This window comes from Enterobacter sp. BNK-34, assembly GCF_048684445.1.
Taxonomy (GTDB): domain Bacteria; phylum Pseudomonadota; class Gammaproteobacteria; order Enterobacterales; family Enterobacteriaceae; genus Enterobacter; species Enterobacter pseudoroggenkampii.
The window spans coordinates 2,188,484-2,203,023 of sequence record NZ_JBLQUA010000001.1; the positions used below are offsets into that span (position 1 = coordinate 2,188,484).

Sequence of the window (14,540 nt, forward strand, 5' to 3'; positions counted from 1 at the left end):
CCTTTTAAGATGGCGCAAATGCAACTATTTGTGTCAATCTTAACGGATCGTTTACGGTGAAGGTGGAAACATGGACGAGCTTTACATCCTTGGCTGTTTGTTCCTGGTATTTGCGCTGGTGGTGGCACCCGTGCTTGCGGTTATAGGCTTTAATCGAAGTACGGCGGCGCGACAGGAGATTGCCCGGCTGCGCCAGCGCATTGAGGCGCTTGAGCAGCGCGGCGTGCCTGAGGACGCGCCGGAGCCGGTGCAGACCACGGCGCCGTCGCCTGTGACCGCGCCGGTGGTTGAGGACGCTCCCGCGCCTGTCGACCCCTGGCGCCCCGATACTCCCGCTGCCGTGGCAGAACCGGCCCCGGCGCCTGCGGCAAAACAGCCTTCTGCCTTTGGCGGCATCCTGACGTCGCTGGTACGCTGGTTTATGCAGGGTAATCCGCTGGCGAAGCTTGGGATCCTGCTGCTTTTCCTTGGTCTTTCATTCCTGCTGCGCTATACCGTGGAACATTCCCTGTTCCCGCTTGAGCTGCGCCTCGTGGCAACGGCGCTGTTTGCCATCGTTCTGCTGGCGGTTGGGTGGCGGCTGCGGCACAGGCAGCGCGTCTATGCGCTGATCCTCCAGGGCGGGGCGACCGGCGTGCTCTACCTGACGGTGTTTGGCGCCTTCCGGCTCTGGCAAATGTTGCCGATGACGCTGGCCTTTGCGCTGCTGGTGGTGATTTGCGCGGCGAGCGTCGGGCTGGCGGTGCTGCAGAAGGCGCTGAGCCTTGCCATGCTGGCGAGCCTCGGCGGCTATCTTGCGCCGCTCCTCTTGTCTACCGGGGGCGGCAGCTTTGTCGCGCTGTTCTCTTTCTATCTCCTGCTGTCTATCGGTATTCTCGCGATCAGCATCTGGCAGCACTGGCGCGAGCTGAACCTGCTTGGGCTGCTGTTCACGTTCGGCGTCGGCGGCCTGTGGGGGCTGAGTGACTACCAGCCTGAAGACTATTGGATCTGCCAGCTGTTCCTGATTGCCAATACGCTGATATTCGGCGTCCTGAGCGTGGCGCTGTCGCTGCGGGCGCAGGAGAAAGGGAAGCAGATTATTGACGGCGTGCTGCTGTTTGCCCCGCCGCTAATCGGTTTTGGGATGCAGTACGGCATGACCCGGCACTGGGAATATGGTCCGGCCCTGAGTGCGCTGGGATACGGCGCATTTTATCTTACCCTCGCGTTCCTTGCGCTGCGGCGCTATCCCTCCGTCGGACGACCGCTGGTCATGGCGGCGCTGGCCATCGGCGGCGGGTTCGCGACGCTCGCCATTCCGCTGGCGCTGTCAGCGCGCTGGACGGCGATGGCCTGGGCGCTGGAAGGGCTGGGTATCCTCTGGCTGGGCGTGCAGCAGCACCAGCGTCGCATGAGCTATAGCGGGACGGCGCTGCTGGTGCTGGCGCTCGGCAGCGCGCTGTGGGCACAAACGAACGGCGTTACGTCGCTGAGTCTGCTCCTTATCTTCGCCATCCTCAGCCTTTGCTGGCTGGCTGCGGCCTGGCTGTGGCGGACTCTCTTTATGCCGGTCAGCTGGGCGCTGCTGGCAGGCGGGCTGCTGTTCTGGCTCGTGGCGCTATTGGGCGCATCGCGGCTGGCGCTGACGCAGGAATTACCGATTCTGGCGGGCGTGCTGGCGCTGACGGCGGCGTCGGTCTGGGGCTGGCGGCAGGTGGCCGCTCGTCTGGCGTGGCGAGAGCTGGACGCCAGCAAATGGCTGCTCTGGCCGGTTATGCTGCTGATGGTGGGTTATCAGCTCTGGCACCAGCAGATCGTCTCCGCCGGCTGGTCAAACCTGGCCTGGTGCGTTGCGCTTCCTGCCTCGCTAATGCTGCTGCGGCGCGACGGTGAAAGACTCCTGCCACGCATCGCGATGGGGCTGCATTTGTCACTCTTCTGGATGATTTTACTGGCGCTGGCCGCCGAGCTTTACTGGTTTGCCCGGTCTCTGCCCTGGGGCATGGCGGCCTGGGGTAGCGGTTTAGCGATGGCCGCAGGCGGCGGGGTGATTATGGCGCTCTCTGCTGCGGTACGGCGTCGCGTGTGGCCATTCCGGGAGTGGCCTGCGCTCTACGCCTGCCTGGCACCGATTCCTGTAGTCGTGGCGCTGCTGGTATTGCTGGTGGTGACCAATTTCCAGGACGGCGTGGTCTATCGTCAGACCTGGCTGCCGCTGGTGAACCCGCTTGAGGAAGGCGCGGCGTTCGCGTTGCTGGGGCTGGTCGTCTTTTATCGGGCGGTGGATCGCTACTACCCGGCGTGGCTTGCGCAAGCGCGCCCGTGGCCTGCCGTCGCGCTCATGGCGTTTGGCTTCTGGTGGCTTAACGGTGCGCTGATGCGCGCCCTGGCCTGGTACGGCGACGTGGCCTGGAATATGGCATCGCTGTGGGATTCGCGGCTTATCCAGACCAGCTTTGCCCTGTTCTGGATGCTGAGCGCGCTGGTGGTCATGATCCATGCCACCCGTCGGGCTTCCCGGCAGGAGTGGCTCTGCGGTGCCGCGCTGCTGGGTGTGGTAATGGTTAAACTGATGCTGGTGGACAGCGCGGGCGGAGGCGGTTTGTCGCGCGCGATAGCGTTTATCGGCGTGGCGATACTGGTTCTGATTGTGGGGTATTTCTCACCGCTACCGCCCAAAACAGGAGATGAAAAATGAAATGGATGAAAGCGGTAGCGTGTACCGCGCTGCTGGCGCTTTCCGGCCCGGCGTTCTGCGACGAGGGACAAACGGAATCGCCCCGGGACTATGCTTTTGGTCTTTCACTCGATACGTCTGTTCCTTCCCAGTGGTATCGGGTGATGCTGCCGCTCGCCGTCTATGAGCAAAGCACGTCGCCAGATCTGCATGATGTCCGCGTCTTTAACCAGTCGGGCGAGCCGGTTCCCTTCAGCCTGGTCAGCGCGACGCGTCCGCAGGCGTCAGTGCAATCCACGGCGCTGCGCCTCTTCCCGCTGGATGCCTCGCCGCTTGCGGCTTCGCAAGGATCCGGTGATAGCGATAAGATCCTGCTCCGCTCCGGAAACGGCGTTGAGATTGTGCTGGAGGGGCAAAAAGCCGCCGCAGCCGGGCAACATTATCTGCTGACCCTGCCGGAGCAGGCTACGGGGGAGATGGCCATATCCCAGCTGCAGCTGCTCTGGAATTCTCCTCAGACGCCGTGGCAGGGAACGGCGTCGGTCTATTACAGCGAGGATCTTAAGCGCTGGTATACCCTGCGCGAGGATATGCCATTGCTTGACGCCGTCAGCGGCCAGGATCGTCTTAAGCTCGATCGGATCGATACCGATACGGTTTTATCTCCCGATGCGAATCGCTATCTCATGGTGGTGCTGAACGCGCAGAGCCAGGGGATAACCTTGACCGGCGTTAACGCAATCATCGCACCTGCCCAGGCGATCCCGGAAGCGGTCGAGCTTGAGGGGGAAGGGGAGCAGCTATCGACAAGCGAAGCGCAGTGGCGCTGGGCGCGCCCGCAGCCGCTGAGTGCTGTCAGCATCTCACTGAATGGCGATGGCGTCCTTCCCGTGGAGATAGCGTGGCGGAGTACGGAAAAAGACGCATGGCACCCCCTGAAAAAAGAGGTCCTTTACCGTCTTGAGGGAAAAACGTCGCCACCGGTTTCGCTTAACGGGGGCCTGGTGCAGGCAGTGAAAATCACGACGCTGAATGCGCGTCTGCCAGAATACCTGCCGAGCGTCACGGGACATCGCGACCGCTACGATCTGGTGTTTAACGCCCAGGGGAAAGCGCCGTGTGTGCTCGCCTGGGGCAACGGTGCCGCAAAGCCTGCCAGCGTGGAGCCCGGCATGCTGATCCCAGCCGACCTGCGCAAGACCTATGCTATGGCGAACCTGCCGCAGGCCGACATTGTGGATGACGTTGCGTTAGGCGGCGAGGGGCGTCTGACCGCCACCTCTGCGGTCGATCGGGCGAGCTGGATGAACGCCCTGCTGGTGTGGGGCGTGCTGATTGCGGGCGTGCTTCTGCTGGCGGGAATGGCCTGGCGCATCTGGCGTGAAACGCAGCGTAAGGCATAAAAAAAGGCCCGCATAAGCGGGCCTTTCTCGTAAACCGTGCCGATTACAGGCTGGATACGTTCTCAGACAGGTATTTAGCCACGCCGTCTGGGGAAGCAGCCATACCTTCTTTACCTTTTTCCCACTGAGCCGGGCACACTTCGCCGTGCTCTTCGTGGAACTGCAGCGCGTCAACCATGCGCAGCATTTCGTCGATGTTACGACCCAGCGGCAGATCGTTCACAACCTGGTGACGAACGATGCCGTTCGCGTCGATCAGGAAGGAACCGCGCAGCGCAACGCCAGCGTCCGGATGTTCGATACCGTAAGCCTGCTGGATTTCGCGTTTGATGTCCGCAACCATTGCGTATTTCACCGCACCGATGCCGCCTTTGTCGACAGGGGTGTTACGCCATGCGTTGTGTACAAATTCAGAGTCGAAGGAGACGCCAACAACTTCCACGCCACGCTTCTGGAATTCTTCATAACGTTTGTCGAAAGCGATCAGCTCAGACGGGCAAACGAAAGTGAAGTCCATTGGCCAGAAGAACAGAACGGTCGCTTTACCGTTGGTGTGCTGTTTGAAGTTGAAGTTTTCAACGATTTCACCGTTGCCCAGAACTGCTGCAGCTGTAAAATCCGGAGCCGGACGAGTTACCAGAACCATATGATTCTCCTGTAGATACTAAGGTTATTTGGAACGCAACGCGAGCCAGTATAGAGAGTGTTCATGGATAAGACAAAGAGGTGGTGACAATCGTTCCGCCAGCTTTTACCTATCAATCCAATCTCCATTAAAGTTGTTTGTTTTTCGCCTGCGCCATCATGCGCGGGTAAAACTGCCAGAATCGGGTCTCCAGCGCATCGTAATGTTCATCCAGGTCATACCAGGAGTCGCGCAGCGCATCCAGGCGCGGGCGACGGCTCGCCATCCCATTCAACACGTTCTGGATGAAGTCCATCTCGCGATAGCGCTCCAGCCAGCGTTCCGACCACAGGTAGTTATTCAGATTCACAAAGCGCGGCGGCGAGTCGGGCAGAATAATCGACACCTGCTGGTGGGCATAGCGCACAAACGCCGGCAGCGGCATCTCCGGTGACAGCTGTTCCCAGTGGCGCGACAGGAAGTGATCCCACATCACGTCGAGCGTGATCGGGGCAACGCGGCGCGTTTCCGGGCGGAACCAGGCTTTGGCTTCCGTCACTTCCGGCAGCTTATCCGTCAGCACGTCGATGCGGCGGTGCATAAAAATCCCGTCGACAACCTCAGGGGAGTAGTCTTCTGCGGGATTACCGCGTACGAAATCGGCCAGCAAATTGCCCGAGAGGGAGCTGTCAGCAAGGTGCGCGAGATGCAGGTGAGCGAGAAAATTCATGCGTTTTATTTGTCCGGGGGCGGCTAGTTGTTGCAGCAAAAGGGTGTGAGCACTAGACTATGCCGCCTGTTTTTAAGTCACGAGTATACGTCATGCGCGTCGCCGATTTCTCCTTTGAACTACCTGAATCCCTGATTGCTCACTATCCCATGCCTGAGCGCAGCAGCTGTCGCTTACTGTCACTGGATGGGCCAACGGGCGAGCTGACGCACGGTACTTTCACCGATTTGCTCGACAAGCTCAACCCTGGCGATCTGCTGGTCTTTAACAATACCCGCGTGATCCCGGCGCGCCTGTTTGGCCGTAAAGCCAGCGGCGGTAAGATTGAAGTGCTGGTCGAACGTATGCTCGATGATAAACGTATTCTGGCACATATTCGCGCTTCTAAGGCGCCGAAGCCGGGCGCGGAGCTGCTGCTGGGCGATGATGAGAGCATCAAGGCGACCATGACCGCGCGCCACGACGCGCTGTTCGAGGTGGCGTTTGACGACGAGCGCACGGTGCTCGATATCCTGAACGCCATCGGCCACATGCCGCTGCCGCCATATATTGAGCGTCCGGACGAAGAGGCCGATCGCGAGCTGTACCAGACCGTCTACAGCCAGAAACCGGGTGCCGTCGCTGCGCCGACCGCAGGCCTGCATTTTGATGAGCCGCTTCTCGAGAAACTGCGTGCGAAGGGCGTGGAGATGGCGTTCGTGACGCTGCACGTCGGCGCGGGGACCTTCCAGCCGGTGCGCGTGGACAGCATTGAAGACCACATCATGCACTCTGAGTATGCTGAAGTGCCTCAGGACGTAGTGGACGCGGTGCTGGCGGCGAAAGCGCGCGGTAGCCGCGTCGTGGCGGTCGGGACGACGTCTGTGCGCTCGCTGGAGAGCGCTGCGCAGGCGGCGAAAAACGATCTTATCGAGCCGTTCTTTGGCGATACGCAGATCTTTATCTACCCGGGCTATCAGTACAAAGTGATTGACGCGCTGGTAACCAACTTCCATCTGCCTGAATCGACGCTGATTATGCTGGTCTCCGCGTTCGCGGGCTATCAGCATACGATGAATGCCTACAAGTCTGCGGTAGAACAAAAATATCGCTTTTTTAGCTACGGGGACGCGATGTTTATCACGTACAATCCGCTGGCTTTGAATGAGCGTGTCGGGGAATAAGTCCGCGGCACCGTTTTACAACGTTGGACTGTTTTTCTGACGTCGGAGAAAAAATGAAATTTGAACTCGATACCACCGACGGTCGCGCGCGTCGCGGTCGCCTGGTGTTTGATCGCGGCGTGGTGGAAACCCCCGCGTTTATGCCTGTGGGCACGTACGGCACCGTCAAAGGGATGACGCCGGAAGAAGTAGAAGCCACTGGCGCACAGATTATCCTCGGCAACACCTTCCACCTGTGGCTGCGTCCGGGTCAGGAGATCATGAAACTCCACGGCGATCTGCACGATTTCATGCAGTGGAAAGGCCCCATCCTGACCGATTCCGGTGGCTTCCAGGTCTTCAGCCTGGGCGATATCCGCAAGATCACCGAGCAGGGCGTACACTTCCGTAACCCGATCAACGGCGATCCGATTTTCCTCGATCCCGAAAAGTCGATGGAGATTCAGTACGATCTCGGCTCTGACATTGTGATGATCTTCGACGAATGTACTCCGTTCCCGGCGGACTGGGACTACGCAAAACGCTCTATGGAGATGTCCCTGCGCTGGGCGAAGCGTAGCCGTGACCGTTTTGACTCTCTGCAGAACAAAAATGCGCTGTTCGGCATTATCCAGGGCAGCGTTTACGAAGATTTACGCGATATCTCTGTTAAAGGTCTGGTAGAGATAGGTTTTGATGGCTACGCTGTCGGCGGTTTGGCTGTGGGTGAGCCGAAGGAAGACATGCACCGTATTCTGGAACATGTCTGCCCGCAAATCCCGGCGGATAAACCACGATACCTGATGGGCGTGGGTAAACCAGAAGATCTGGTTGAAGGCGTACGCCGCGGCATTGATATGTTTGACTGCGTCATGCCAACCCGCAACGCGCGTAACGGCCACTTGTTCGTTACCGATGGCGTGGTGAAAATCCGTAACGCGAAGCATAAGAGTGACACCAGCCCGCTCGATTCCGAGTGCGATTGCTATACCTGTCGCAATTATTCTCGCGCGTATCTGCATCATCTCGATCGTTGTAACGAGATTTTGGGCGCGCGTCTCAATACCATTCATAATCTTCGTTATTATCAGCGCTTAATGGCTGGTTTACGTAAGGCTATCGAAGAGGGTAAATTAGAGAGCTTCGTGACCGATTTCTACCAACGTCAGGGGCGGGATGTTCCACCGTTGAACGTTGATTAATTTTAATAATGAGGGAATTTGAATGAGCTTTTTTATTTCTGATGCGGTAGCGGCAACAGGTGCTCCAGCGCAGGGCAGCCCGATGTCTCTGATTCTGATGCTGGTTGTGTTCGGTCTGATCTTCTACTTCATGATTCTGCGTCCACAGCAGAAGCGCACCAAAGAGCACAAAAACCTGATGAACTCCATTGCGAAAGGCGATGAAGTACTGACTAACGGTGGTCTGGTCGGTCGCGTAACCAAAGTGGCTGAAAACGGCTACATTGCTATCGCCCTGAACGACACCACTGAAGTGGTCATCAAACGTGACTTCGTAGCTGCCGTTCTGCCGAAAGGCACCATGAAGGCGCTGTAATCCCAACTTTTCCCAAAGGGAACTGCCGTGTTAAACCGTTATCCTTTGTGGAAGTACATCATGCTGGTCGTCGTGATTCTCGTCGGCCTGCTGTACGCGCTTCCCAACCTGTATGGTGAGGATCCGGCTGTTCAAATCACTGGCGCGCGCGGTGTCGCCGCCAGTGAGCAAACGCTGATCCAGGTCCAGAAAACGTTACAAGAAGAAAAAATTACCGCTAAGTCTGTGGCTCTGGAAGAGGGTGCAATTCTTGCTCGCTTCGACACCACCGACACGCAGCTCCGCGCTCGCGAAGCGCTGATGGGCGTGCTGGGTGACAAATACGTCGTGGCGCTTAACCTTGCCCCTGCAACCCCGCGTTGGCTGGCTGCGATGAAAGCTGAGCCAATGAAACTCGGTCTTGACCTGCGTGGCGGCGTTCACTTCCTGATGGAAGTGGATATGGATACCGCGCTTGGCAAGCTGCAGGAACAGAATATCGACAGCCTGCGCAGCGATCTGCGTGATAAAGGCATCGCTTACACCACCGTGCGTAAAGAAGATAACTACGGCATGAGCATCACGTTCCGCGACAGTGCGGCGCGCGATCAGGCTGTAGATTACCTGACCCAACGTCACCGTGACCTGGTCATCACCTCTCAGGGCAGCAACCAGCTGCGCGCGGTGATGACCGATGCGCGTCTGAAAGAAGCGCGTGAATATGCCGTTCAGCAGAACATCAACATTCTGCGTAACCGTGTAAACCAACTGGGCGTGGCTGAGCCGCTGGTACAGCGTCAGGGTGCTGACCGTATCGTGGTTGAACTGCCGGGTATCCAGGACACTGCGCGTGCGAAAGAGATTCTGGGTGCGACCGCAACCCTGGAATTCCGTCTGGTGAACTCCAACGTCGATCAGTCCGCTGCAGCCGCAGGGCGTATTCCGGGTGACTCCGAAGTGAAACAGACTCGCGAAGGTCAGCCAGTTGTGCTGTACAAACGCGTGATTCTGACCGGTGATCACATCACCGACTCCACGTCGAGCCAGGACGAATACAACCAGCCGCAGGTTAACATCTCGCTGGATAGCGCGGGTGGTAACATCATGTCTAACTTCACCAAGGACAACATCGGCAAGCCGATGGCGACCCTGTTCGTGGAGTACAAAGACAGCGGTAAGAAAGATGCAAACGGTCGTGCGGTGCTGGTGAAAGAGGAAGAGGTGATTAACATCGCCAACATCCAGTCTCGTCTGGGTAACAGCTTCCGCATTACCGGTATTAGCAACCCGAACGAAGCGCGTCAGCTCTCCCTGCTGCTGCGTGCCGGTGCGCTGATTGCGCCAATTCAGATTGTTGAAGAACGTACCATTGGTCCAACACTGGGTATGCAAAACATCCAGCAGGGTCTGGAAGCGTGTCTGGCCGGTCTGGTTGTCTCTATCCTCTTCATGATCTTCTTCTATAAGAAGTTTGGTCTGATTGCGACCTCCGCGCTGATCGCCAACCTGGTGCTGATCATCGGCATTATGTCCCTGCTGCCGGGGGCGACGCTGACCATGCCGGGTATTGCGGGTATCGTCCTGACCCTTGCGGTGGCGGTCGACGCCAACGTACTGATTAACGAACGTATCAAAGAAGAGTTGAGCAACGGTCGCTCTATTCAGCAGGCGATTGACGAAGGCTATAAAGGGGCGTTCAGCTCCATCTTCGATGCGAACGTAACAACACTGATTAAGGTTCTTATCCTGTATGCAGTGGGTACTGGCGCGATCAAAGGCTTTGCGATTACAACCGGTATCGGTGTCGCAACGTCAATGTTTACCGCTATTGTCGGCACCCGTGCCATCGTGAACCTGCTGTACGGCGGCAAGCGCGTCAAAAAGCTGTCTATCTGAGGAGTGCGTTGTGGCACAGGAATATACTGTTGAACAATTGAACCACGGCCGTAAAGTCTGGGACTTTATGCGCTGGGACTACTGGGCCTTCGGCATTTCAGGTTTCCTGCTGATTCTGTCCATCGTCATTATGGGCGTGAAAGGCTTTAACTGGGGTCTCGATTTCACCGGTGGTACGGTTATCGAGATCTCCCTGGAAAAACCGGTCGATATGGACCAGATGCGCCTGTCTCTGCAGAAAGCGGGCTTTGAAGAGCCGCTGCTGCAGAACTTCGGCAGCAGCCGCGACATCATGGTGCGTATGCCGCCGGTGCACGATGCTAACGGCAGCCAGGAGCTGGGCAGTAAGGTTGTTAGCGTGATTAACGAAACAACCAGCCAGAACGCGGCGGTTAAGCGTATTGAGTTCGTCGGCCCAAGCGTGGGTGCTGACCTGGCGCAGACCGGCGCGATGGCGCTGCTGGTGGCGCTGATTTCCATCCTGGTGTACGTCGGTTTCCGCTTTGAGTGGCGACTGGCGGCCGGTGTGGTTATCGCCCTGGCGCACGACGTGGTGATCACCATGGGCATACTGTCGCTGTTCCACATTGAGATTGACCTGACGATTGTGGCATCCCTGATGTCCGTTATCGGTTACTCACTGAACGACAGTATCGTGGTATCTGACCGTATCCGTGAAAACTTCCGTAAGATCCGTCGCGGTACGCCGTACGAAATCTTTAACGTGTCGTTGACCCAGACGCTGCACCGTACCTTGATCACCTCCGGTACCACATTGATGGTGATCCTGATGCTGTTCCTCTTCGGTGGTCCGGTACTGGAAGGCTTCTCGCTGACCATGCTGATTGGTGTCACCATCGGTACGGCATCGTCTATCTACGTTGCGTCTGCACTGGCTCTGAAACTCGGCATGAAGCGCGAGCACCTGCTCCAGCAGAAAGTTGAGAAAGAAGGGGCGGATCAGCCGTCCATTCTGCCGTAAAGCGACGTTTAGCGCGTTATCGAAATCCCGGTCTGTTGACCGGGATTTTTTTTATCTGCTCCTGACAAACACTCCTGACAGTATGCTGTCAGGAGCCCTGTCGTAGACTCCTTCTGAACCCAAACAACAGTCAGGAGGATGTATGAAAAGCGTCATTAACTGGTTTGAAATTCCGGTCACGGATATGGATCGCGCCATCAAATTTTATGAGCCAGTGATGCAGCTAGCGCTGCGTCGCGAGAAAATGGACTGCGCTGAGCTGGCCGTTTTCCCACATGAGGATCCGGGTACCGGCGGGGCGCTGGCAAAATTTGACGGCGTTACACCGTCTTTGCAGGGCGCTATTATTTACCTGCATACTGACAACCTGGCGGCCACGCTCGATCGCATCGCTTCTGCGGGCGGCGAGTGCGTGTTTGGCCCGCTGGAACTGCCGCATGGCATTGGCACTATCGCCTTGTTTACCGACAGCGAGGGTAACCGCGTCGGTCTCCATCAACCTGCCTGAGAGCGGAATAAGATATGACCCGACGCGCTGACCGTTTGTTTCAGATTGTGCAGATCCTGCGGGGCAGGCGTCTGACAACGGCAGCGCATCTGGCGGACCGGCTTGGTGTTTCCGAGCGCACGGTCTACCGCGATATCCGCGACCTGTCGCTTTCCGGTGTGCCGGTGGAAGGTGAGGCAGGGAGCGGATATCGCCTCATGTCGGGCTTTGACCTGCCGCCACTGATGCTGACAAATAAGGAATCTGAGGCGCTGATCGTCGCGATTCGCCTGCTCAAAACCTGGGGAGGCGAATCGCTGTCGCGCGAGCTGGAGTCGGCTCAGGAAAAGGTGCTGGCTATCCTGCCCGAGGAGAGTCGTCGAAAGGCGGAGCAGACGCGGATCTACGCCCCGGATTTTTGCATGCAAAGCCACTCCCGCAGCGATTTTGACAGGATTCATCAGGCGATTTCCGCCCAACAGGTGCTGGCGCTGCATTACCGTGATGAAGCAGGACAGCTGTCTAATCGTGAGGTTCAGCCGCTGGGGCTGTTCTTCTGGGGAGAGCGCTGGCTGCTGGCGGCGTGGTGTGAACGGCGCGATGACTATCGCTGTTTCCGGCTCGACAGATGCCTCAATATTGTGACTACGGAAAGGCGGTTTAGCGAGAGTGCGGACAGGTCTCTGGCAGATTTTTTGCGGAAGGTTAAGCAGTAAAAAGCCGGGTGGCGGCTACGCCTTACCCGGCCTGCATTCGGATCGTTGGCCCGGTAAGCGTAGCACCACCGGGCGAAACCCACACTGATTAGAAGTTGTAACCTACAACCAGGTAGCCACCCCAACCGGTTGATTTAGACGTGAAGTCACCCTCACCCCAGTTAACGGTATCCCCACCTTTCCACTGGCCGCCGTTATGGAAATAACGCGCGACGACAGAGTAGTGCCAGTGATCGTAGTTCAGGGCCAGAACGTGGCTGGACGCGATAGAGTTACTGGTACGGTTCTTGTCATCACCCAGATCTGAGCCCCAGTCGAAGTTGGTGAAGCCGATGTAGGTCAGCTGGCCACCCCAAACCTGAGTGATTGGCACAAAGTATTTTACTTTGAAACGGTAGCCATCCCACTCGTTTTCGTTTGAAGCGCCATAGTTCTGCCACTGGTATTTAGCATACACGTTCAGAGACAGGCCCATTGGCAGACCGGTATCGATATCTGTACCCAGACCCATGTACCAGGTGCTCTGACGGCTGCCTTTGTTATCGCCCATATCGTAGATATAGTTGTTGGCGAAATACCATTCTTTGAACGGACCAAAGCTCAGGTCGGTACCCGTCAGTTTATCAATAGAGAAACGCGGTTCGATTTCCATGAACAGCGGGGAACCGTCGGACCAGATACCTTTGTCGTTACCGTTACCCCAGTCAAAGGTCTTAGGAATATCGATATAGCCGTAGAAATCAAACCAGTCTTTTTTAGCAAACGCTTCGTATTCCAGATAAACGTCGTTGTTCAGCTTCGGAGAAAAGCGCGTGTGGTAGCTGCCGACCACGTTAACGCTCTGGTGCCACCAGTCGGAGAGGTATTGTGGTTTATCGTTTTCCGCTGCGTTAACAGTGAAAGAGGAAGAAAGTGCCAGCACGGCGCCAGCTGCGAGTAATGTTTTTTTCATAATCATGCCACTGATTGAAATTCCCTTCCGGGAGTGAAAAATGCGCGAATTGCGTTTCTAAATATTTCGTGTTTCTGCGGTGCCTATTATAGGAATCCCTGCTCACAAAAATATGTGTTGTTTCACATATCTCTCACACACGTAATCGATTGCGTTCACGTTTGCGTACTTTAAACGGCCGGGATTGTAGCGGCAATCATTTATGTTGCCAATCCATACGAAATGTAAATGTTAGCGGAGTGACATTTCACTCCGCTAAAAGAGGGGTTACTGAGCGGCGGGCTGGATATCGTGAATGCGGATGAAACCTAACTGATCCGGAGTCAGTCCGTTAAGCTGCAGTGGAATGTCAACATCGCTCGGAGCCAGCACGCTGGCCGGTGCGGTGAACAGCTGACGATTAACATTCACCTCCTGGTAGCTCTCCGTGGTGCCCTGGATCTGTCCCCATTCGACGGTGCCGCTGAAGGCTGGCAACGGATCGTTGGATTCTCCCTGGATGCGTAATGTTGCGCGAGTACCATTTGCATTCGCCGCCACGTTCACCAGAGACATTTTCAGCGTGCCAATCTGACTATTGAGCCGCGCGGGCGTATTCGCCCCCGGTAGCAGATAAACCCCGCTGCTGGATTTAGCATTCAGCGCGTTTTGCTGGGTGATCTTCACCGTTTCTTTGTTCAGTTTGTCCATCGCCGTATTGAGCGTATTCACGCTCTGTTTCATCTGACGGACTTCGGTTTGCTGTGCACAGGCGCTAAGGGTGAAGAGGCTCCCCACCAGCAAAATTTTTAGGTAACGTCTTGTCATTGCGTTTATTTCCTTGAAATAACGGATCGTCCTAATGGTAGCCAGCATCATCGTGTCAGATATAGATCCTTTGTCTCAAAAAGCTCTTCCTTTGTTGTCAGGCCAGATCAGGGTAAAATGAAAATCAGTTAATCGGATAACAGGGATACCGTATGCATTGCCCATTCTGCTCCGCTGTGGATACCAAAGTCATCGACTCTCGTCTTGTGGGCGAAGGGTCATCCGTACGCCGTCGTCGGCAATGTCTGGTGTGCAACGAGCGTTTCACGACCTTTGAGGTTGCTGAGCTGGTAATGCCGCGCGTGGTAAAAAGCAACGACGTGCGCGAGCCGTTTAACGAAGAGAAACTGCGCAGTGGGATGCTGAAGGCCCTGGAAAAACGTCCCGTCAGCGCGGACGACGTTGAAATGGCGTTAAACCACATAAAATCTTACCTTCGTGGTTTGGGTGAGCGTGAAGTGCCGAGCAAAATGATCGGCAACCTGGTGATGGAGCAGCTGAAAAAGCTCGATAAGGTCGCCTATATCCGCTTCGCCTCGGTCTACCGCAGTTTCGAAGATATCAAAGAGTTTGGCGAAGAGATCGCCCGCTTACAGGATTAAGCT

General features: G+C 56.7%; 14 protein-coding genes. 10 read left to right on the top strand and 4 right to left on the bottom strand.

Annotated elements, in window-relative coordinates; genetic code table 11:
- Positions 1-70 precede the first annotated feature (70 nt).
- Complete coding sequence (locus ACMGG5_RS10565) at positions 71-2,680, top strand: DUF2339 domain-containing protein (protein ID WP_420277827.1); 2,610 nt, start codon at positions 71-73, stop codon at positions 2,678-2,680.
- Complete coding sequence (locus ACMGG5_RS10570) at positions 2,677-4,062, top strand: DUF3999 domain-containing protein (RefSeq protein WP_420277828.1); 1,386 nt, start codon at positions 2,677-2,679, stop codon at positions 4,060-4,062. Before ACMGG5_RS10565 ends, ACMGG5_RS10570 begins: the two co-directional genes overlap by 4 nt.
- Positions 4,063-4,105: 43 nt before the next feature.
- Here ACMGG5_RS10570 and ACMGG5_RS10575 read toward each other — a convergent pair whose 3' ends face one another.
- Complete coding sequence (locus ACMGG5_RS10575) at positions 4,106-4,708, bottom strand: peroxiredoxin (RefSeq protein ID WP_008503347.1); 603 nt, start codon at positions 4,706-4,708, stop codon at positions 4,106-4,108.
- A gap of 127 nt (positions 4,709-4,835) precedes the next feature.
- Positions 4,836-5,417, bottom strand: a complete 582-nt coding sequence (acpH, locus tag ACMGG5_RS10580) for an ACP phosphodiesterase (RefSeq protein ID WP_024906800.1) — start codon at positions 5,415-5,417, stop codon at positions 4,836-4,838.
- Positions 5,418-5,509: 92 nt separating this feature from the next.
- Between acpH and queA the strand changes: the two genes are divergently transcribed.
- The 7 genes from queA to ACMGG5_RS10615 all read left to right on the top strand — a co-directional run bounded on the left by queA (position 5,510) and on the right by ACMGG5_RS10615 (position 12,176).
- Entirely contained in the window at positions 5,510-6,580 is a 1,071-nt protein-coding gene (gene queA / locus ACMGG5_RS10585) for a tRNA preQ1(34) S-adenosylmethionine ribosyltransferase-isomerase QueA (RefSeq protein ID WP_032646148.1), read from the top strand.
- Positions 6,581-6,633: 53 nt separating this feature from the next.
- Positions 6,634-7,761, top strand: a complete 1,128-nt coding sequence (gene tgt / locus ACMGG5_RS10590) for a tRNA guanosine(34) transglycosylase Tgt (protein WP_420277829.1) — start codon at positions 6,634-6,636, stop codon at positions 7,759-7,761.
- 22 nt (positions 7,762-7,783) lie between these two features.
- A complete protein-coding gene (yajC, locus tag ACMGG5_RS10595) occupies positions 7,784-8,116 on the top strand; it encodes a preprotein translocase subunit YajC (RefSeq protein ID WP_003859109.1) in 333 nt (110 codons plus the stop codon).
- A 27-nt stretch (positions 8,117-8,143) separates the two neighbouring features.
- Positions 8,144-9,991 carry a protein translocase subunit SecD gene (secD, locus tag ACMGG5_RS10600; RefSeq protein WP_071995326.1) on the top strand — a complete coding sequence of 616 codons (1,848 nt, stop codon included), beginning with the start codon at positions 8,144-8,146 and terminating at the stop codon, positions 9,989-9,991.
- 10 nt (positions 9,992-10,001) lie between these two features.
- Positions 10,002-10,973, top strand: a complete 972-nt coding sequence (gene secF / locus ACMGG5_RS10605) for a protein translocase subunit SecF (RefSeq protein WP_024906803.1) — start codon at positions 10,002-10,004, stop codon at positions 10,971-10,973.
- Positions 10,974-11,115: 142 nt separating this feature from the next.
- Complete coding sequence (locus ACMGG5_RS10610) at positions 11,116-11,481, top strand: VOC family protein (RefSeq protein WP_032646150.1); 366 nt, start codon at positions 11,116-11,118, stop codon at positions 11,479-11,481.
- 14 nt (positions 11,482-11,495) lie between these two features.
- The gene (locus tag ACMGG5_RS10615; RefSeq protein ID WP_048992545.1) at positions 11,496-12,176 is read left to right on the top strand and encodes a helix-turn-helix transcriptional regulator; all 681 of its coding nucleotides are present in this window, start codon (positions 11,496-11,498) and stop codon (positions 12,174-12,176) included.
- An 88-nt stretch (positions 12,177-12,264) separates the two neighbouring features.
- Here the strand turns inward: ACMGG5_RS10615 and ACMGG5_RS10620 are convergent, their stop codons facing one another.
- Together ACMGG5_RS10620 and ACMGG5_RS10625 are read right to left on the bottom strand one after the other, a co-directional pair.
- Positions 12,265-13,128, bottom strand: a complete 864-nt coding sequence (locus ACMGG5_RS10620) for a nucleoside-specific channel-forming protein Tsx (RefSeq protein WP_024906806.1) — start codon at positions 13,126-13,128, stop codon at positions 12,265-12,267.
- 267 nt (positions 13,129-13,395) lie between these two features.
- Positions 13,396-13,935, bottom strand: a complete 540-nt coding sequence (locus tag ACMGG5_RS10625; protein WP_024906807.1) for a DUF3251 domain-containing protein — start codon at positions 13,933-13,935, stop codon at positions 13,396-13,398.
- A 152-nt stretch (positions 13,936-14,087) separates the two neighbouring features.
- On the opposite strand from ACMGG5_RS10625, the gene nrdR reads away from it, so the two are divergent.
- Positions 14,088-14,537 (top strand): transcriptional regulator NrdR, encoded by a 450-nt coding sequence (nrdR, locus tag ACMGG5_RS10630; protein WP_008503337.1) that lies wholly within the window; start codon positions 14,088-14,090, stop codon positions 14,535-14,537.
- Positions 14,538-14,540 lie beyond the last annotated feature (3 nt).